Source organism: Sulfurospirillum sp. 1612 (assembly GCF_036556685.1).
Taxonomy (GTDB): Bacteria; Campylobacterota; Campylobacteria; order Campylobacterales; family Sulfurospirillaceae; genus JAADIZ01.
Genome location: NZ_CP140614.1, coordinates 888,532 through 909,049, shown reverse-complemented (window position 1 = coordinate 909,049; position 20,518 = coordinate 888,532). Strand labels below are relative to the sequence as shown.

Sequence of the window (20,518 nt, the reverse complement as noted above, 5' to 3'; positions counted from 1 at the left end):
CTCAACCTCTTTTTATTATATTTTTAATTTATAGATTTTGGCACTCGGACTCAATAAAATCGGCTCAAAAAGATTTTTATCATAATTTTCAAATACAAACAACTGAATATAAGAAGAGTGCAACATCGCATCGTCTAATACCAAAAAGATATTATAAGAACGCATATAGATGATAGAGATCTTGCCTTCAGGATGTAGCATTTGCTTTTGTCGTATCAACTTGCCATTTTTTTCATACGCGGTGACATAAAAATCTTTGATGGGTACCGTTTCATTGCCCACTTTTAGGGTACCATTTTTTTTGTTAAAGAGTACATTACTGCCTAAATTTAAAATATCCCCAGAATCTTTAAAACGATTGGTTTGATAGAAAAATGGTCTTTTTATCGTATTACCACTCATCAAGTCCATATCACTAAAACGCGCGACCGTTGGAAAAATTCCCAGCATACGAAAAGGGAGAAAAAAGTAGATATCTCTGGTTTTTTTCGGTAAGGTAATATTGGAATCCAGTGATGCTAAAAAATCATTAGTATCATGAAAACCATAATCAAGTGTCATCTTCTCCATATTTGTTCTATTTATATCAGGATTATTAGCAGCTAAATGGTATGATTTTTCTGTATATTCGACATCCAATCTCGCTAATTTTGCAGCTATGTTTTGTGGATTTGTCAAGATATAACTGACAGGAAAATTCACATCACCGCTATGTTTTCCTCCATCTATCAAGGTTTTCACATCACTATAATAACGCAACGGATACCCATAATCCCACCAAGCAAGGGCATAATCTTTTCTATGGGCAACATGTTTTAATTTATCCAAAACAGTCACTTCTTGCTTCGAAAATACTGTCGGCACTTTATATCCAATAACATGCATAATATTGGGATACAATAATGCTAAGGTAACAACAGATACAAAAATGGCTCGAATATAAAAGCTACTTTTCCCCTCTACTAAGAATTTTTTGAGATACTCACTCAATGTCACAACAGCAAAAGCAGCACCAAAAGCCATCACAGGAACGGCGTAAATCGTAAATCTCAGTCCCCCTACATGAGCCAAAAATCCAAGGCCAAGAAGTGGCAACCCCAAGAGCATCACAGGATATCGAAAGCAAAACCAAATATATCCAAAAAGCGAAAAGAAAAAGATGAGCGTATCACCACTGATTCTGTTAGCAAAAGTAGTAAAAGGGATATGTCCCGCCTCTCGCACCGTTTGCATAACAGAGAAAAAATGCAGTTGCATACCATGCCCAACTAACTCTGTCGCATCTTTAAAAACATACCCTTTTAATTGCGTCCAAATAGGTGAAAAACCACCACTCAAGAAAAATAGCACTAAGGCAAAAGCGAGTAAATAATAGATATAAGTATCAAGTTTTTTACTTTTGTATGCCATATATACCACCACGACTATCACCAATCTCACTAAACTTGGCAATCCCATCATGGCAAATAACATGATAGCCAATAGTTTATAATGATAGATACTCTTACGCTTATAAATCAATGTGTACAACAAAATAAGCCCAAAAAAAGCAAATTCTAATGAGTAGCTTTGTGGATACCACCATCGATAGATGATAATCTCCAAGGCTGTAAAAATCAGATATTTTTCTTCTTGACTTCTAAATGCGAGCGTCAACGACCATAATAGAAACACTGGTAGCACAATATTTAACATATCTGTATCATAATACCCCACCATGGTACGATTATAGTAACTCCAAGTAATTGAAGCTAAAAGTGCTGCTATTAAGCCAAGTTCAGATTTATTGATACTTTTGGCGATTAAAATCATCGGAATAACCAAAAGCGAACTCAAAAATGCCGGCATATAAAAAATGACCGTTTCCAATGAAAAAGGCAGCACTTCATAAATCCAATAGGTCAGCAATGAAGCCCCTGCACTCAGTGGTGACCCAGAATGGGGTGTCGCAAAACCACGAATCAAATCTCTAGCGCCCTGAGCCCAAAAATACCCATCGTTGGTATTAATCATAAATTGATGATTCCACATAAAGTTTTCATAGCCGTTGAATTGATATACCCATATCAAGCGAATGGCAATACTAAACAAGTATGCACCGAGAATATACACAAAAACTTTCATATTTTCACTAATTTTATAATCTTTCATCTCATATCCTATTGATGTTTCTGCGGTATTCTTACTCTTTGGAACACCGGAAATCTTGGTTTGCCATTCTTTGTTAGACTCTTATACTTAAAGGTCAAAATTGCGCCGATTTTAGGGGGATGCATACGTTCATAATCACTTAAACCACTGCCTAAATTCACAATCATCCCCGAGGCCATTTGGCAGCGAAACGAGCCTACTTTGTGGGCAAATTTGCCTTTACCTTGATTGTAGCCAATAAGACGGCATTCATCATCTAAAAAGCTTTTCACCTTGAGTGCCCGATGGGTTCTTTTTGCAATATATGGGGCAAGAGGATCGCGTAATACGACACCCTCACCTCCTTTTTTTTCGATTGTCTTTAAATAGTGTTTTAAATCATTTTGATTGTGACAAATACGTTGCTTGATTATCTTGATATGCGTATGGGGGTGTTGTTTTAAATACGCTTGCAAGACACGAAGTCTCTGCAAAAGCCCACACTTTTGGTAGGGAACTTCAAAAATATTATAGCTCAATTGCCGCCACCCATCATGCGCATGTTTTCGCCTGACAATACCGGAAATATTCGCAAAGTCACCTCGTTTACTCCACAGTTCACCATCAATGGCAAAGGGAGGAAATCCTTTGGTGAACCACGAAGGAGCAGCAAATTTTTGCCCTCCTCGAGATATCAACGCTTTTCCATTCCAATACGCTCTCACGCCATCGAGTTTTTCACTCATGAGCCAACCACTGATATTTGCATCTTCATGATACGTTTCTAAAAGTAGCAGATGGGGTTTTCCTGCCAGTAAAAGAAGCGGTAAAAATAATAAATAGAGTAGTTTTCTCATGTATAACTAGACGTCTTGCTCTATTAATTCTTGAAATCTATTAAAATATACCTTTTTTAAATCATCTAAATTTGCATTAATATAATTACATGTAAATTCATTCTCTTTCGTCACCGTACCGATTTTTTGAATGGTGATGCCAATCTGCTTTGCTAAAGATTCAAATGCCTCTTCGTCACTCACTTCCACAATCGCTCGTGAAAAACTCTCAGCAAAAATATCTCTCTCATCTTCCAAGTCAATGCAACACTTAGAGCCCAATCCACTCACACAACTCATCTTTGCCAAGGCAATCGCAATCCCACCGACATTGACGTCTTTGGCACATTTGAGAAGTTTTTGCTGATTGGCTTTGATGACTAAATCCCAAAGTTTTAACTCTTTTTTGTAATCAATCTTACCAAGCGTACCTTCTACTTTACCGTATAACTCTTTCATATACAAACTACCACCAAAATCACTCGCGGTATCACCAATAAGATAAATAGTATTGCCGACATTTTGAAAAGCACTAGGTAATGTGGCATTGGCATCATCATTGACCCCCACCATAGCAATCGCGGGTGTTGGGAAAATACCCTCGCCATCAGTTTCATTATAGAGGGAAACATTACCGCTGACCACTGGCGTATTTAAAGCAGCACAAGCTTCTTTGATACCATAACATCCTTGGGCAAATTGCCACATAATCTCAGGATTTTCAGGGTTACCATAATTCAGACAGTCGGTAATGGCTTTGGGTCGTGCACCACTCATCGCGACATTGCGACCACTCTCCATCACTGCAGCCGCTGCACCGCCAAAAGGATCGATATAATTAAACCTTGGATTACAATCACTACTCATAGAAAGCGCTATATTGGTACCTTTGACGCGAATAGCACTAGCATCTAAACTACCGGGTGCTTTAATCGTATTGGTTTGTACCATGGAATCATACTGCTGCGTAATCCATGATTTATCCACAACCTCAGGACAAGAAAAGAGTTTTTCAAAGGCACGTTGGTTTGAAACTTTTTCAAAATCATCGATACGAGTTGCTTTTATGTTGTCTAAATATGCAGGTTTTTGTATGGGTCTATCGTAAATTGGAGCTTTTTCTCCAACAGGCAATACTGGAATATCAGCTACTTTTTCATCATACCAAAAAAGTTCCATATTGCCACTATTTGTCACCTCGCCAATGACTTCTGCATCAAGATCCCATTTTCTGAAAATCTCTAAGACTTTGTCTTCATACCCTTTTTTAGCACAAATCAACATCCGCTCTTGAGATTCGCTGAGCATAAATTCAAACGGCTCCATCCCCTCTTCTCGCGCAGGGACAAGATCCAAATTCATGATCATACCACTACCACTACGTCCTGCCATCTCAAAAGAACTACTCGTTAGTCCCGCAGCACCCATGTCTTGGATTCCTACGATATAATCATATTGGAACAGTTCCAAGCAGGCTTCAAGCAAAAGTTTTTCAGCAAATGGATCACCCACTTGTACTGTAGGTCGTAAGGATTTATTTTCTTCGCTAAAACTGTCACTCGCCATCACGGCACCACCTAGTCCATCACGTCCAGTCTTACTACCAACATAAATCACAGGATTACCCACACCTTTTGCCAAACCATAAAAAATCTCATTGGTTTTGACAAGACCCAGTGTGAACGCATTCACTAAAATATTACCGTTATAGCACTCTTCAAAAGAGGTTTCACCCCCAATGGTAGGCACGCCCATACAGTTACCATAATCACCGATACCCGCCACGACGCCACGCACTAAATAACGTTGATGTTTGGCTGTTTCATCGTTTTTTCTCACATTTCCAAATCGGAGGGAATTCATATTAGCAACTGGTCTCGCTCCCATCGTAAAGACATCTCGCAAAATTCCACCGACGCCAGTAGCTGCGCCTTGATAGGGTTCAATGAAGCTTGGGTGATTGTGAGATTCCATCTTAAAAACCGCAGCCAAGCCCTCTCCAATATCAATCACACCAGCATTTTCACCTGGACCTTGGATTACCCATGGTGCCTTAGTAGGAAAGCCATTTAAATATTTTTTGCTTGATTTGTAAGAGCAATGTTCGCTCCACATGGAAGAGAAGATTTTAATCTCCAAAAGATTGGGTTCTCGCCCCATGATTTTTAGAATATTTTCATATTCGTCTAACGTGAGTTTGTGTTGCTTTAGTAATGCTTCTAAGTTTTCCATGAATTTTAATCCCATAAATTAGTATGGGATTATTCTACTAAAAAAGTGCTAAATAAGTATTTAAGTCCAACGCTAGAGTAAAATTTTTGCAAAGGCGTCATCTAACTCTTTGGCTGATGCTCCCATGACTTTTTCAATATTGCCGCCAAAAAGTTTGCTCATGATTGTCATATTGGCACCACAAAAATAGACTTTGCCATTTGTGTCTTCATAAACACCGGCCCGATAAGGCATAAAGGCCAAGATATTTTTATCTTTATCATGTTTGACAATCTCATAAGCATGTTTTGATTGACCCAAAGATATGACATGCATCTTTTCAACATTTTTATTGCCGGCTTTTTCAAAGGATTGTTTCATATTATAAACATGAGGAACATTCCAACCCGCTTCTTTTGCTAGTTTTTGTATCGCCTCTACCGTTTCTTCAAAATTTAATTTACTGCGCTTGTTAATCATCATCAACTTAGGCATAAATTTCCAAACCACAACGGCACAAAGGACAAATCCTAAAACAAGACCAAATAAAAATTGCATATTCTTTCCTTATAATAAATATAAGTTGGAATTGTATCATTATTTTCCTGAGTTAAAACTTCTAATCGCTGATAGTATGAAGAAAAATAAGTGCACTATTTTAGAACTTTGATAGCTTCCTTTAGTGCTTTGATTAAGATGTCAATCTGCTCTTTTGTATGGGTAAAATGGATACTAATACGCAGCCAACCCGGCTTTTCATCAAACGCTTGATTGTCTTTTAGGTGGAGAAGATCATGTCCATAAGGCCCAGCACAACTACATCCTGCTCGTGTTTGAATATTGTAGTTATCTGAGAGAAATTTGGAAATATCAAACGGACTGATACCTTGAAAATTCAAAGAAAAAATAGAGAGTTTTTCTTGTTCAAAACTGCAATACAGTTTGATACCTTTCAACTCTTTTACTTGTTTACCAAAGTAAATCTTGAGTTCTTTTTCCAATTTTGCAATATTTTCAAGTCCAATTTCATTTCTTAGATTATAGGCCAAAGAAGCACGAATCAATTGGATAATTCCAGGGGTTCCGGCATCTTCTATCATTTCGATATCACTCAAATATTCATGAGACGTCCGAGATACATATTGCACCGTACCTCCCCCCGCAAAAGTCGGCTTGTCTTCAGTGCACAACTCTTTTTTGATGACTAAAAGACCACAAGCACCCACACCGCCTAAGAGTTTGTGTGGCGATAAAAACAGTGCATCATAATAGTTACAATCTATATTCATATAAGCAGAAGCGGCAGCATCATCGATACAAACAGTACCCCCATATTGTTTCACTAAGGTGTAAATTCTTTTATAGTCACTTATCACACCGGTGACATTAGAAGCCACAGAAAAGGAAACAATAAGCTCTCTGTTTTGATTTTCTTGAAGTTTTTGCTCCAAAAAATCGATATCTATATTTTCAGATTTATCCAAAGGAATACGAATCACATCACACAATCCTTCGCGGAAACTAATCTCGTTAGAATGGTGTTCATAAGGGCCCACTAGCACCAATGGAATATTTTTAGGATTGATGTTATAGCGTTTTTTAGTACGTGGCGGAATGTAGATACCCATCAATTCTTGGAATTTCTTAATAGCACCCGTGGCACCGGTACCTGTCGGCATCAAATAAAATCGTGAATCAATTGCCAATGCTTTTTTTAAATCATTGCGTGCTTTGGTATAGTGTTGATTGGTAATAATCGCACTTGATGACACTTCAGAATGTGTGTTCGCATAGGTTTTTAAAATCTCTAAGATCTTGGTTTCAATAGGTGCGTATGCTTGACCTGATGCAGTATAATCAAAATAGAGAATGCCCTCTTCTGAGATAATATTCTCTCTCACTTTTTCCAAAACTCACTCCTTATCACTCGTTTCACTTTTATTTGCCTAGACAGAAACTGCCAAACATCTTATCCAGTATCTCATCACGGTCAAAATTTTTGGTAATCGATGCCATTTTTGCGATAGCCTCATTGAGGTGGAACGCAAAAATCTCTAATTCACCCTCATTAAGTACATTTTTGCTCTCATAAATCGCTTCAAGTGCCCCATAAACCGCATCAATTTGTCTTTTTGAAATCAAAAGCAAGGCATCATCTTGTGATGAGCGCTCCAAGATTGCTTTTAATTTTTCTAAAATCAACGTATTATCGTAAATACTTGATATCTCAATAAAATCTCCATGCAAATGCGTCACATCAAACCGAGACGGCAAATCGATTTTGTTCAAGGCCTTGATAATAGGAATTGACGTATCACAAGCATCCAAAATATCCATAATAGCTTGGTCTTCTCTATCAAATTCTCGTGAATTATCAAATAAAGCAATCACAATATCAGACGATTCAATGGCCTTTTTTGAGCGCTCGATTCCTATTTTTTCTACCAAATCATTGGATTCTCGAATACCTGCTGTATCGACGATTTTAATCAGATGAGTACCGAGTCTAATATCTTCTTCAATCGTATCTCGTGTCGTCCCTGCTACATCACTGATGATAGCACGTTCATAACTTAAGAAAGAGTTCAACAGTGAACTTTTGCCTACATTTGGTTTGCCCACGATTGCCACTTTAAAGCCTTCAATAAGCCCTTCTCTGCGCTTTGAACTCTCATAAGTGATTTTCAAATCTCGCTCTAATAAATCCAGTTTTTTGATGATTTGTTGCAAGATATCTTCAGGTAAATCTTCTTCAGCATAATCAATACTGACTTCAACATAAGCCAGTATATCGACCAATTCATCTCGTATTTTTTCGACAAATTCACGCAATTCGCCTCGCATTTGTCGCGCTAAAATCTTCGCAGCATCCACACTTTTGGTTTCAATGAGCTTTGATATGGCCTCCGCTTCTGTGAGGTCAATCTTGCCGTTTAAAAAAGCTCTTTTTGAGAATTCTCCCGGTGTTGCTAAGCGCGCACCATGTTGGATAACCGTCTCTAAAATCATACTTGCTACAACCACACCTCCATGACATTGAAACTCCACAATATCTTCCCCCGTAAAGGAATGAGGTCCTTTGAAGTAAATCACGATGGCATCATCTATCATTTCAGAATGAGCATCATACAGCGCTAATCGTGAAGCATATCGTGGTGTAAAATTCTCTTTTTGTGTGATTTTTTGTGCTATCAATAAGGCGAGTGGCCCACTCACTCTAACGACGGCAATTGAGCCGATGCCGTGGGCTGTAGAAATGGCTGAAATGGTATCTATTTGTTTTTCCTATTGAAATCGTTGATGACGATAAAGCGACCACCCTCTCTGCCGGATTTAATACCGACATATTTTTCAGGAAATTCCGCTCGTAATTTTTCTAATGCTATTTTTATCAAGACACCATCCAAGATTTTTGTTTGTCCACGTCCATTGTTGCGCACACGCTCAATAACGGGTCCCAGATATTTGGTAATCATCTCTTCTTGATTTTTCAAAAATTCTGCAATTTCTAAGCGAATATTGAGTCCGTATTTGATATTAATCCAATTGTACAATAAATAAGAAAGCGCTTTATAACGGTATCCTTCTTTGCCAATCAAAAGGGCGACATCTTCGCCTGAGAATTCAATCAATATCGTATCGGCGTTGTATTGTGACACTTTTATAAGATCAATATCAAAACAACTCTCTTTAAATAGTCTATTGATATCGACGGTGATGGTTTTAATAGCTTCATCCATATCGACTTTGATTTCAGGTTGTTTTATCTTATCATGAGCACTCTCATTTCTTCTTTGCGTGTCGGTATGTTTTTTAGAAGTATGTGCGACATGGTTTTTGCGTGATTCTTCTTTGTGGTGGTCTTCTTTGCGTTGTTTTTGTCGTTTTTTCTTTTCGAAAGTCTTCTCTTTTTTAGGTAGATTTTCTTCTGTATTTCTAGCTCTTTTGCTCTCTGTACGCTTAGAACCTTTCTTGATTACTTCGATAATAGCGGTTTTTTTAAACAGACCTAAAAATCCAGAATTGGCATTTTGAACAATCTCAATATCCAATTCCGTGATAGAGCACCCTAACTCGCTAGCGGCGTTTAGGTATGCTTCTTCTAAGGTGTTTGCTTCTATTCTAATCATAATTAAGCCTTTTCCTCTGCCACTTTCTTCTTTTCAAATAGTTTGTTTACATACGCTTGTTGTGCGATGGAGAAAAGATTGCTCACAAACCAGTACAAGGTTAGACCTGCTGGGAATGTCACAAAGAAAAATGTAAACACTAAAGGCAGAAATTTCATAATTTTTTCTTGTGTCTTATCTGTAAAATTATTTGGGGCCAATTTTTGTTGTACGAACATTGACAGTCCCATAAGAATTGGCAATATAAAATAAGGGTCCATCACCGCAAGATCATGAATCCAGAAGATCCAAGGGGCGCCTTTGAGTTCGACTGCATTTTGTAATACACGATAAATAGCAAAAAATACCGGGATTTGCAAAAGCATCGGCAAACATCCACCCATCGGGTTGGCGCCATGTTTTTTATACAATTCCATCATGTGTGCGTTTAATTTTTGTTTATCGCCTTTGTATTTTGCTTGTAACTCTTTCATCTTCGGTGCCAAGACTTTCATCTTGTTCATCGAAACCATCCCTTTATAAGTCAATGGGAAAAGCACCAAGCGGATCAAGAAAGTCAAGACGACAATCGCCCAACCCCAGTTTCCTAAAAATGCATGGAGGTAAGATAAAAGCACAAAGAGGGGTTTGGATATAAAAGTAAAAAATCCATATTCAATCAAATCAGTTAAGCCAGGATTAATCTTATTTAAAATCACAAACTCTTTAGGTCCAATGTATCCACCCAAATTTAAATCTTTGCTTCCTTTTATAAACAGCACGGGAATTTGATCTTTTTCTGAGCCTTCTACAACATTCATACCTTTTTTGAAGTTATAAAGGACTGTCGTGTAGTATTTATCTGCATTTGCAGCAAATTTGACGCCTTTAAAAGTTTGTTGTTGGGCATCACCATCAGAGATAATTTCCATACCACCATCACTTTTTTTCAAAAGTGCCCCATGGAATGTATAGCTATCTTTAGCGAGGCTTGGGTGATATCCTGGAGTAATAAAATACTCTTTATTATGATTCAAAAGAACCTGAACATCATAATGCCCATCAGGATAAAATGTCAATATCTTTTTAACAATGACGCCGGTGAGATTCTGTGTCAAAGTAACAGTGGCTGGTTTATCTTTGATCTCAATATTTGTTTTATTTGTGGTATAAGATGTAGCAAAAGCATCGGTATTGATTGTTTCATCACTAAAACGCAACTCAAGAGGCAAAACATTCAGTTCATGACTCACAAGCTGTAAGCGCTTGCCATCAGGAGATGTGTATTTGCTATCATTTAAGTAAAACTTGTTAATTCGGCCCAATCTATCGATATCAAGTTCATAATTTTTTGCTTTTACTTTCAGCAGTAATTGTTCTTTAGTTTTATTGGTGACTGGTGTGTTTTGTGTGCTACTGCTAGGAACTTTCGTACTTAAATCAGTGGCGACGCTAGGAGCTTTTGAGGAGTTTGCCGTAGTGTTTTTCTCAATTTGAGAACTGTTTTGCTCGTTGAGATTATGAACCGGTTTTGGAATAAAAAAATAATCATATCCAGCAAAAAAAACAAATGAGATAACAGTTGCTATAATGATTCTATTTTGATTACTAAGTTTATCTAACACAAATAACCCTTTTTATATTTATATAGTATTTTTAAAAGATTTCACAACGAAAAAACTTTTTTCATCTTTTGGCACAAACCAAAAAGATACTTTATGCAAAGATGATTGATAACGTCTAACAAAAGAAACTCTGTTAAAAACCTTCTTAACCACAGGATAATCGATGCCACCAACGAACAGTTGATTGCATCTGAGTATCCTCAAAATTGAAAAAAACAGCGCCTTAAAAAAATTGTTAAACATGATTTGTTCTTTTGCATACTGTGAACAGGTGGGATAATATCGACAACTCCCATAGCTAAAAAGAGTTAAAAACCTTTGATAAAACCCTATCAATGCCAATGCTATCTTTTTCATTTTTCCAAACAATTTAATCGGCCAAACGACCAGAGTAGACCTTTTTTGAGTGCCGCATAGTCAAGATTATGAATCTTATCTTTTGCAACAATCACATAACTTCCACTTGATAAATTTGGCTGTAGCTCTAGAAACAAAGCTTTGAGTCTCCTCCTCGCTCTGTTTCGTTTCACTGCATTCCCAACTTTTTTACTTGTCGTAAAACCGACGTGTTTCTCTGTATTGGGTGTGTAAAAGATCACAGCACCATCAAAATGCCATTTTTTACTATTGTGATACACAAAAGAAAACTCTTTGGTTTTCTTTAGTATCCTAAAATCACCTATGCAGCCAATCTTTTTCTACCTTTTGCTCGTCTTGCATTGATTGTTTTTCTACCATTTTTTGTCTTCATTCTCGTTCTGAAACCATGGGTTCTTTTCTTCGGAGTATTATGGGGTTGAAATGTTCTTTTCATCTGTTTCCTTTATTTGTATTTAATTTTTGTAAATTAAGGTATGGATTATACTGTAGTTTTACTTAATTGCATTTAAAATATATTTATCTTATTTGATTATCATAGCATTTATGAAAAAGTATCTTATTCTGTTCATTCCCCTGCTTCTCTTTTTTGCTTGTGCGCATGCCCCTAATCCTTCAGCAGTTGACACACATCAAGTCACCCGGCTCAATAATATGTTAAACTCCCTACATCCTAATGATCATGAGGCTAAAGATCTCGCACACAAAGCCATCATCCAGTCGCGAAAACTTGCCCAAGAGTATCATTTGGTCACGCCGCCTTTGTTGCAAAACTTTTTAGTCAATATTGGGCTCAAAGAAAAGGGTCTGTGTTGGCAATTTGCTTATGATATGCTCTCGTTTGTGAAACAACAGCATTATCAAAGTTTTGATTACTATATCGGTGGTGCCAATATCGGCGATTATTGGAGTGAACACAATGTGCTTGTCGTCACCTGCAAGGGATGCCCTTTTGATCAAGGCATCATTTTAGACCCTTGGCGACATTCCGGGAGATTATTCTTTAGTAAAGTAAAAGATGATAAAAAATACAAATGGAGCCAACGAGGAGGACTTCGGTGAAAACAGAAAAATTTGAAAATGATGTGAGAGTGGTACACAAATTTATACAACTTTATTGTGATAACAATCATGCCGATCATGATAAGAAAGACGGCCAGTTGATTTTGTTCTATCATGATACTGATTTAGGGGTGGTGGATTACCACTTATGCGAGACTTGTGAGAAGACGCTAAAATACTCACACCAAAGACTCATCGAGTGTCCTCATGATGAAAAACCACGATGCAGAAAATGTCCTAATCCTTGCTATGAAAAATCCGAGTGGAAAGCTTTGGCAAAGATCATGAGATACAGTGGCATGCAACTGGGACTTTTGAAAATAAGAAAAATCTTTGGCAAATCATCATAGAATGAGATTGCATCAATCTCTTTATTTACCCCTTTTTATGGCCAATTAAGTATCATCTACCTATAATTACGCCAAACTATCGAATGGTGTCATCAGTTGACAATACTCTCATAACCGTTTAAGATAGTATTTCTTTGTAGGAGGGGAAATTAAAATGAAAAAAGTACTGCTTATTATGGTATTGCTACACAATGTGTATGCTTTGGATACTCTTAGTGCGATGCCTAAAGACCAAAAGAGTGTTATCAATAGAATCGTCAAAGTGTTAAAATTACCCAATAATCATAAGAATCAAAAGATTATTTATGATAAATTGGGCGTGTTTTTTACCAAAAATTGGTCTGCGCATTGGACGACTAATAAAACCGGTGCTCACTCTAAGATAAAAAACAGTGCCGTACAAATCTGTGATGTCACTATCTACAACAACAACCGTATCGTCAATGGTACTTTTGTCTATTTTAAAAAAGAGAAGCAACTGTTTATTACATTGAAACAGTATATTGAGGCTAAATCTTCCTCTGTACTCAAAAAGTACAAAGAGAGAAAAAATGATTCAAAATATACTCTTGAGCGTGAAACGGACCATTATGCATATTTCCAAGAAAAAGGTTATATGTCATACGAAACCTATCATGTCAAATCTCCATCTGGTATGGTCATCTATGAGAGTTCGTATTTCTTTGATATCAAATAGTTGATTTAAAAAAACTTTTTGATAGCACTTAGCAATCGTTCTTTGGTTGTTTTATTGAGTTCTATTTGATCTTCTGGATCAATATAATAAGTTTCAGGGAGTTGATTTTCAGGCTTACCATCGACGTTTATGACAACAAGTCTCGGATCGATATAATCTCTGAGACTTTTTTCTACTACTAGCTTGGTTGTCATGAGACTCAGCGAGCACCCATGGCAGGCACCACTGAGTTTTATATAAACGGTATTGTCCTTAACGCCTAAAAGCTTTATCTTGCCACCGTGCGATTTTACGTATTCATTCACTTGTGGCAAATAGTGTTTTACCGCATTGTAAACTTCTTGATCTGTAAATGTCATCATACGACCTTTGTGATAATTTTTATACATATATACTCTTTTAACTTAAATAAGAGTAAAATTATCCTATTATCTTTTAGGGTTCTTTTTTATGTAAGCCTCAACAGTTTAATAATCAACCGTCACCGTGATGATATCACTATAAGAGCCCGCTTCGACATTTTGTCCCGCAGGGATACGGCCATAGAGTGAAATATTATCAGTATTTGCACCCAGCTGAAGTATCGTGAGACTCGAAGAGATAGTACTACTTCCATTACTCCCATCTCCCCACACCACTGAGTGTCCACTATCTGTATAGAGATTGTATTCAAGGTCCGTACTACTTCCTGCTTGTTGCATTTTTCGCGCGCTAGAATTACCACTGTTGCCACTATCAAGACTCACATTATAATGTACTAAAAGTCCCAATAGACCCAGAATACCGGTACATGTAACCGTCACAGTGCCGGTTGCATCCGTAGGTGAAGAATTAAAGACATCATAATTTCCAAAATTAACCGGAGTGGAGGAGACCGTACAACTAGCAAGCAGTGCCCATGCGGGTTGGGTCAGCAAACAAAATGTCAGTAATCCTACTTTTATATATCGGGGTATTTGATTCATTGTCCTATCTCCTTACAAATCTGCTCTCCCAAATCAGGGAGGGGATCATCACTCTTTGGATAGGTGATGGTGGCCTCACAGCAGTGACCATCCCAACAAGCTCGAATCTGACTCACAGCATCTAAATCTGTAAGATAAACCTCTCCATTTGAGCCAACAGGAAAATGATGCGAGGTTCCTTTGATCTGGATATCCGCTCCTGTTGGAAGAGCGCTACCCTCCTCTGTAACAAATCTCATGACGGCCTGGCGCACGTGATGTATTGGAAAATTGACTTGAATCCCTTGTCGATATCTGGGGACGGCGTTTATTTTATAGAGAGGAATACTCACATTCATAGGTAAATCCTTGGTTTCGATGCGTATTGGATTTTTTTGATATGCGCGTAATCTTGGCAATATAGCGCGTCCATTTTCGTCTGTTTTTCCCACTAATTGATTGTCTTGATAGACATCAACCCCTTTGAAATCTCCCACATCAACTATAGCAAAACTTTGATCAATGCGTCTGGCTTGAAACAAGCTACCATCAAGATAGCCAATGCCCCCACTAATACCAAGACGATAGGCATTTTGATCTTCATTTCGTACCACTGTGGCATGGTAGCTTCCATGGCTATTTTGGTAATTATAAGTCGCTTCCAAGCGCTCATTCTCACCCGTCTCTCCTTGCACACTGTATCCGCTCCCTGTACCTGATGGCAAACTTTTTTGCAGTGCGAAACTTTCTGTTAACACGCCATTGTCCCTTCGCACATGAATACTACCGCTGGTGCGATTTCCCAATGGAATGGAGACATAACAAAATAATACATTATCAGATTCAGGTAAAATCGTATGTTGTAATGTCGCGCTAAAACTGCCCCATTTACCTAATCGCAACTGATAGCCAAGTGTCACAGCTCTAACATCTTCTTCTTCCCAATAATTACGATGCAATAGTGTGCCGCTAAATGATCCGACATGTTGCGTAGCATAGTGCAGTGATACGCGTCCATCAAATCGTATCCTTGATGCATCCTCTTCCCCCACACCTGTAAATCCTCGCGTACTAAAAGTCGCGCGCACTCCAAAACTCGCAGGACTTCCTGAGTGATCAAAACCCAAGCCTATTTGCTCGCCCTGACTGCCTACACGACTCGTATTTTCACGACTATGACTGCCTGCGGCAAAAGCACTAAAAATACCGATATTAGACCACAAAATATTACTAGAAATTCCAAGCGCTTGTGTCTGGGATGTCCCCTCACCATGAATACCTAATGTCAAACCATCGGTAATCCCACGCCGATATGTTCCTGCTGCCACGAATGCGCCATAATCATTGCTTTGAATCGCATAATTTTCTCGCAAAAATCCAATCTCAGAAGAATACTCAGCAAGTCCGGTTTGCAACAGACTTGGACTCGCATAAAATGGGACTTGAATCACTGTTTCTCTGCCTAAAATATCTTTTACGACAAGCTGCATCTGCCCAGCACCACTTACTGTTGGAATATTCGGAATCGTAAAAGGTCCCTGATCGATATCAAAACGCTCTTTGCGGATATTATTGATATAAAGATCTGCGGTAGAGGGTAACTTCGCCTCTCCACTGATCGAAAATTGAGGCATTGTAATGAGATCGGGTTGTATAGCAAAATTGGTTCCCCACTGCACCCCACCAAAACGCACGGAATTTCCCCACATCGTATCACTTTTGCTGATACTATCTCCCACTCGCAAAGTCTGAAGTTCTGCTGGTAAATCAAAGATATAGGCAGTATCTAGTCGTACCATATCCCGTGTCACCTCACCATTAACCTCATCATTGTGCAATAAAAAATTCCCTAAAACAAGACCGTTCTCACCAAAAATTCCTACTTCGCCAAGCAAGCTGCCTGACTTTTGATCTTGAGTCTGTTCGTAGGATGTATCATAATTGAAGAAAAATCCGTTTGAGGCGGGAGAGAATTTTGAAGAAGTCGTATGCTTGGATGTCAATTCACTTTTGATAAAACACTGGGGTGTAGCACGTAAATGCAATATCAAATGAGCCGAATCCAAAGTATAGGTAAGCCCAGAAATGGCATCGAGTGGGATGTAGGATTTATGGTTGATCTGAACTCTATGGTTCTGGGGTAAGACCAATCGTAATGTGCTAAGATTTTCTTGGCTCAGATAAAGCCTCTCATCTCGCATCAAGACTAAAAAGACATCTCCCGTATTTTGCCCATTGAGTGTTATAGAAAAAAGTGAATCTTGGTATCCTTTTTTTTCTAAAGAAGGAAGAAACAAGGAGGAGTGTTTTGATTCTGTGGCAAGGAGTGGACATACTCCCATAAGGAGTAATATGAGTAAGGCATAACATGGACTACTTTGCCACCGGTTTGGCATGGATACGACCTATGTCTGTTAGTACCGAAAGCTTTAATTTTGTGCCAAGCTTTGGACACTTATAAGTCGGAAATGACCAGGAGCGTTCTTTACCAGAAAGAATATAACTCAACATTTTTCTTACGATAGGCTTCTTTGCATCTAGATTATCCACCGCGATTTCCATCACCTTAATATGTGCATTGCCAGTATTTCGGGCCCTAAGCACAAGAGTTTTCTGTTCACTACATGTTGCTTCCCATGTCAATATCGGGCCGCTTTTTTTGCGTGGTTTCACAAAAATAGGAATACCGATACGAAGGACAACATTGACACGTCCACTTTGCAAATCCATCTTCGAGGGAACTTCACGTAGGTAGAGTCGATATGCCGCTTCACGCTCATACCGATCCATCTTACGCAATCCAATGCGAATCGTTTGCGAAGCACCTGGCTTGATTTCAAATATTGATGGCACCGCAATCAACGCATGAGTCGGAGTATAATGGTCTGTTCCACCTTTTTGATCCCATGAGACAAGGTCCAGCTGAATAATCATCGAATGTTCACTCATATTACGGACGCTTAGCATGTCCGTTTTTTTATCGGAAGAAAGATCAATACGCAAAGGCTTTATCGAGAAGGAACCAGCAAAAAGAACTGAGCCAATCCATATCAGCGATACTAGTGTGGCAAGTACTCTTTTCATACTGTTCCTTTTTTCAATAATTAATGGTTGCAGTAATCGTGTCCTGATAAGTTTGTGCTGACACATTCTCATTTGCAGGAATGCGCCCATAGACGGTATGATTAATCGAACTCAAAGGGCCGCTACCCGTACCGGAAACCGTGGATGAACCTGTTCCGTCGCCCCAAACCGTGGTATGTGACGCCTCTGTATAGAGATTGTATGTCAACAATTCTGTTGCATTGGTATCTCCTGTCATTTTACGCCCCGTAGTAAAATCACTGCCTGATCCACTGCCTTTGTCTAGTGCTACTTCATAAGCACTATTTAGCACGCATGTGACGGTGATGGTACTAGTCCCATCAGTCGGTGTTACAGAGAGTGGGTCATAATTACCAAAATTAAGATCTGTGGCACTGATATGACAGGTGTTGATTACCGTTGCATTGACGGTAAAAGTAGTAGTTGTACTCGCAGCATTTAGCAGACCCACTGCTAAAGAAGCGAAAAATAGCATACGATTAAAAGATAACATGTTTTCTCCTTTTTATTGAAAACACTGTTCCAAGCGCTCTTTTGAGCAACCAAAATAATTATATTACCTTTAAACTTCAATAGATATGATATTTTATGAATTAATATTCACTTATAAATATTATAAAAAAGACGAAAAAATAGAGATTTTTAAATACTACGAACTTGGTAATGCTTGATAAAAAATTGATGTAACCATAAGGACAATGCAATAATAATACTCCCTAAAAAGAGTAAGAGATAATTGGTCTGTTTTCCCCATATGAAAAGGTTCATAATAAGTCCCACGGGCACCAAAGCGTTGTTCATGATAGCTAGTACACCAGCATCCACTTCGCAGGCACCTTTGTTCCACAAGAAATATCCCAATCCTGAGGCAACAATTCCCAACCAGAGTAAAACACCCCATTGTGTCATCGTAGGAGAGAGTTTATCATGATGAGAAAATAGAGCAAAAGCAACCAAACTCACACCCAATGCGCCAAAATGAAAATATCCAAAGACATCACGTTGTTTGATATTTTGATGCGATTCCATCACTTTTTTATAGGCACTCTGTCCGATTGCAAAGCAGATATTAGCCCCTTGCACCATCAAAAAGCCCGTGATAAATTCTGCACTGATGTTGTGATATCTGATGATATATGCCCCAAAAACCGCCACGCCCGTACTGATAAGATACAATGGCTTAAATTGCCCTTTGAGTCCATCATAAATCAATGTCACATAGATGGGTGTAAAAATCGTAAAGAGTATGACTTCAGGAACACTGAGAAATAAAAATGATTGATAAAAGAAAATGTACATCAAACCAATTTGCACGCTACCAATTAACATGATTTTGAGTTTTAATTCTGTGGCAATACCACGAAATTTTGTTAAAGGCAAGAAAATCAGCGAGGCCAAAGCCACACGAATCAGTACCGCAAAATAACTATCAACGCGACCGGCTAAAAACTCACCAATAAAACTAAATGAAAAAGCCCAAATCAATGTTATCATGATCAAATAACGCATAAATCTCCTTTAAAATCATGAGTAACACTATACCATGCTAATGTTTAAATGAAGGAAAAATAAAATTGAGTGTTGTTATTATTTTTTTTGATATTAAATTTTATTATTTAACCAGTATTAAAAAAGTTCAGATATACTCTTTTATGATAATGGTTAAATCGTACCATACTCAAAATTAGCACTATTTTAAAATGGCAACGTCCAAGGATAAAATATGAAAAATAGGAGAGAGCAAGACCTAAGAACATCACCATCTCACATAAAAGATTGTGAACCATTACTATATTCTATCGTCAACTCACTACCTAGTATGATTGGGTATTGGGACAAAGATTTGCATTGTCATTTTGCTAATAATGCCTATACTTTTTGGTTTGATAAACACCCCAAAGAGATCATTGGCATGACATTTAAAGAACTCGCCGGAGAAAAAATTTTTACTGACAATACGCCCTATATCCGCAAGGTCTTAGCGGGAGAAGCTCAGCACTTTGAGAAAACTCTCAAAAAAGCCAATGGTAAATTAGGACATATTATCGGACATTATATTCCAGATTTTGATGCCCAAGGACACGTTCAGGGATTTTCAATTTTAGCCAATGAAGTGACCGATTTAAAAGAGACAGAGGCGCAACTCAAACTCGCAGCATGTGTTTTTGAAAATACGCTCGATGGGGTCTTAATCACAGATTCTAATGGCCTTATCTTATCGGTAAATCCCGCTTTCATAGAGATTACTGGCTACAGTGAAGCTGAAGTCCTAAATCAAAATCCCCGCATACTAAAATCAAACCGTCATGATGCCGCTTTTTATGCCGCAATGTGGGAAGATATAAAAACAAAAGGCCAATGGAAAGGGAAGGTTTGGAATCGTCGCAAAAATGGCGATCTTTATCTGGAGCGTATGACGATTAGTATGGTACGCAATGGAGACGGTGAAGCCATCCGCTATGTCTCCGTTTTTAGTGATATTACCGCTTTATGGCATAAAGATGAATACATCAAACATTTAGCCTTTCATGATGCCCTGACCAATCTGCCAAATCGTACGGCGTTGATTAAGACAATCGACCAAAAGTTAGAAAATTTGTATCATGATACTTACAATTTCGCACTGATGTTTTTAGACTTAGATGGCTTTAAAAAGGTCAATGACCACTACGGTCATGATATAGGAGATAAATTATTGCAAGAAATTGCCAAACGGCTTCTCTCACTCGTACGACAATCTGACACCATAGCCCGTGTCGGTGGTGATGAATTTATCTTTATTCTCAATAATCCAAAAGGCAAAGAGGAGATTAAGCACGTAGCACAGCGCATCATCGATTCATTAAACCAACCCATCATCATCGAAGAAGCGCACCTTCAAGTAGGCACTTCTATTGGAATTGCGCTTTCTCCTCAACATGGTCATACCTCTGATATGCTTATCAAAAATGCTGATACGGCGATGTATACCGCCAAAAGCCGGGGAGAAAATAACCTCAGCTTTTTTTCAAACTAACGTCCGTTTCTGTTACGACGCCGACCTCTCAATCGGCGCCATTTTATTTTTTACG

The 20,518-nt window shown here is 38.2% G+C and carries 21 protein-coding genes; 4 read left to right on the top strand and 17 right to left on the bottom strand.

What is annotated here, in order from left to right:
• Positions 1 to 15: 15 nt before the first annotated feature.
• The 11 genes from SFB89_RS04515 to rpmH all read right to left on the bottom strand — a co-directional run bounded on the left by SFB89_RS04515 (position 16) and on the right by rpmH (position 11,725).
• Entirely contained in the window at positions 16 to 2,151 is a 2,136-nt protein-coding gene (locus SFB89_RS04515) for an STT3 domain-containing protein (protein WP_331775755.1), read from the bottom strand.
• 8 nt (positions 2,152 to 2,159) lie between these two features.
• A complete protein-coding gene (locus SFB89_RS04510; RefSeq protein WP_331775754.1) occupies positions 2,160 to 2,987 on the bottom strand; it encodes a DNA ligase in 828 nt (275 codons plus the stop codon).
• A gap of 6 nt (positions 2,988 to 2,993) precedes the next feature.
• Positions 2,994 to 5,198 carry a phosphoribosylformylglycinamidine synthase subunit PurL gene (purL, locus tag SFB89_RS04505; protein WP_331775753.1) on the bottom strand — a complete coding sequence of 735 codons (2,205 nt, stop codon included), beginning with the start codon at positions 5,196 to 5,198 and terminating at the stop codon, positions 2,994 to 2,996.
• Positions 5,199 to 5,270: 72 nt separating this feature from the next.
• Positions 5,271 to 5,735 carry a DUF302 domain-containing protein gene (locus tag SFB89_RS04500; protein WP_331775752.1) on the bottom strand — a complete coding sequence of 155 codons (465 nt, stop codon included), beginning with the start codon at positions 5,733 to 5,735 and terminating at the stop codon, positions 5,271 to 5,273.
• A gap of 95 nt (positions 5,736 to 5,830) precedes the next feature.
• The gene (locus SFB89_RS04495) at positions 5,831 to 7,087 is read right to left on the bottom strand and encodes an aminotransferase class V-fold PLP-dependent enzyme (RefSeq protein WP_331775751.1); all 1,257 of its coding nucleotides are present in this window, start codon (positions 7,085 to 7,087) and stop codon (positions 5,831 to 5,833) included.
• 28 nt (positions 7,088 to 7,115) lie between these two features.
• Positions 7,116 to 8,453 carry a tRNA uridine-5-carboxymethylaminomethyl(34) synthesis GTPase MnmE gene (gene mnmE, locus SFB89_RS04490; RefSeq protein ID WP_331776052.1) on the bottom strand — a complete coding sequence of 446 codons (1,338 nt, stop codon included), beginning with the start codon at positions 8,451 to 8,453 and terminating at the stop codon, positions 7,116 to 7,118.
• Positions 8,450 to 9,307, bottom strand: coding sequence for a Jag N-terminal domain-containing protein (locus tag SFB89_RS04485; protein ID WP_331775750.1), 858 nt, complete (start codon positions 9,305 to 9,307; stop codon positions 8,450 to 8,452). Before SFB89_RS04485 ends, mnmE begins: the two co-directional genes overlap by 4 nt.
• Positions 9,308 to 9,309: 2 nt before the next feature.
• A complete protein-coding gene (gene yidC / locus SFB89_RS04480) occupies positions 9,310 to 10,911 on the bottom strand; it encodes a membrane protein insertase YidC (protein ID WP_331775749.1) in 1,602 nt (533 codons plus the stop codon).
• A gap of 18 nt (positions 10,912 to 10,929) precedes the next feature.
• Complete coding sequence (yidD, locus tag SFB89_RS04475) at positions 10,930 to 11,268, bottom strand: membrane protein insertion efficiency factor YidD (RefSeq protein ID WP_331775748.1); 339 nt, start codon at positions 11,266 to 11,268, stop codon at positions 10,930 to 10,932.
• Positions 11,265 to 11,579 carry a ribonuclease P protein component gene (gene rnpA, locus SFB89_RS04470; protein ID WP_331776051.1) on the bottom strand — a complete coding sequence of 105 codons (315 nt, stop codon included), beginning with the start codon at positions 11,577 to 11,579 and terminating at the stop codon, positions 11,265 to 11,267. Before rnpA ends, yidD begins: the two co-directional genes overlap by 4 nt.
• 11 nt (positions 11,580 to 11,590) lie before the next feature.
• A complete protein-coding gene (rpmH, locus tag SFB89_RS04465) occupies positions 11,591 to 11,725 on the bottom strand; it encodes a 50S ribosomal protein L34 (protein ID WP_331775747.1) in 135 nt (44 codons plus the stop codon).
• Positions 11,726 to 11,835: 110 nt separating this feature from the next.
• On the opposite strand from rpmH, the gene SFB89_RS04460 reads away from it, so the two are divergent.
• From SFB89_RS04460 to SFB89_RS04450, 3 genes are all read left to right on the top strand, one after another.
• Positions 11,836 to 12,351: a hypothetical protein gene (locus SFB89_RS04460; protein WP_331775746.1), complete on the top strand. Its 516-nt coding sequence runs from the start codon at positions 11,836 to 11,838 to the stop codon at positions 12,349 to 12,351.
• The gene (locus tag SFB89_RS04455) at positions 12,348 to 12,701 is read left to right on the top strand and encodes a nitrous oxide-stimulated promoter family protein (RefSeq protein WP_331775745.1); all 354 of its coding nucleotides are present in this window, start codon (positions 12,348 to 12,350) and stop codon (positions 12,699 to 12,701) included. Before SFB89_RS04460 ends, SFB89_RS04455 begins: the two co-directional genes overlap by 4 nt.
• 154 nt (positions 12,702 to 12,855) lie before the next feature.
• Complete coding sequence (locus SFB89_RS04450) at positions 12,856 to 13,398, top strand: hypothetical protein (RefSeq protein WP_331775744.1); 543 nt, start codon at positions 12,856 to 12,858, stop codon at positions 13,396 to 13,398.
• Between the two features lie 5 nt (positions 13,399 to 13,403).
• Here the strand turns inward: SFB89_RS04450 and SFB89_RS04445 are convergent, their stop codons facing one another.
• From SFB89_RS04445 to SFB89_RS04420, 6 genes are all read right to left on the bottom strand, one after another.
• Positions 13,404 to 13,787 (bottom strand): NifU family protein, encoded by a 384-nt coding sequence (locus SFB89_RS04445; RefSeq protein ID WP_331775743.1) that lies wholly within the window; start codon positions 13,785 to 13,787, stop codon positions 13,404 to 13,406.
• A gap of 78 nt (positions 13,788 to 13,865) precedes the next feature.
• The gene (locus tag SFB89_RS04440; protein ID WP_331775742.1) at positions 13,866 to 14,363 is read right to left on the bottom strand and encodes a Csu type fimbrial protein; all 498 of its coding nucleotides are present in this window, start codon (positions 14,361 to 14,363) and stop codon (positions 13,866 to 13,868) included.
• Positions 14,360 to 16,738 (bottom strand): fimbria/pilus outer membrane usher protein, encoded by a 2,379-nt coding sequence (locus SFB89_RS04435; RefSeq protein ID WP_331775741.1) that lies wholly within the window; start codon positions 16,736 to 16,738, stop codon positions 14,360 to 14,362. The genes SFB89_RS04440 and SFB89_RS04435 overlap by 4 nt, the downstream gene beginning before the upstream one ends.
• On the bottom strand, positions 16,716 to 17,426 hold the full coding sequence (locus tag SFB89_RS04430) for a fimbrial biogenesis chaperone (RefSeq protein ID WP_331775740.1): 711 nt from the start codon (positions 17,424 to 17,426) through the stop codon (positions 16,716 to 16,718). Before SFB89_RS04430 ends, SFB89_RS04435 begins: the two co-directional genes overlap by 23 nt.
• A 13-nt stretch (positions 17,427 to 17,439) precedes the next feature.
• Entirely contained in the window at positions 17,440 to 17,940 is a 501-nt protein-coding gene (locus SFB89_RS04425; RefSeq protein ID WP_331775739.1) for a Csu type fimbrial protein, read from the bottom strand.
• A gap of 149 nt (positions 17,941 to 18,089) precedes the next feature.
• On the bottom strand, positions 18,090 to 18,956 hold the full coding sequence (locus SFB89_RS04420; protein WP_331775738.1) for a DMT family transporter: 867 nt from the start codon (positions 18,954 to 18,956) through the stop codon (positions 18,090 to 18,092).
• Positions 18,957 to 19,170: 214 nt separating this feature from the next.
• On the opposite strand from SFB89_RS04420, the gene SFB89_RS04415 reads away from it, so the two are divergent.
• Positions 19,171 to 20,463, top strand: a complete 1,293-nt coding sequence (locus SFB89_RS04415) for a sensor domain-containing diguanylate cyclase (protein ID WP_331775737.1) — start codon at positions 19,171 to 19,173, stop codon at positions 20,461 to 20,463.
• Positions 20,464 to 20,518: the final 55 nt, after the last annotated feature.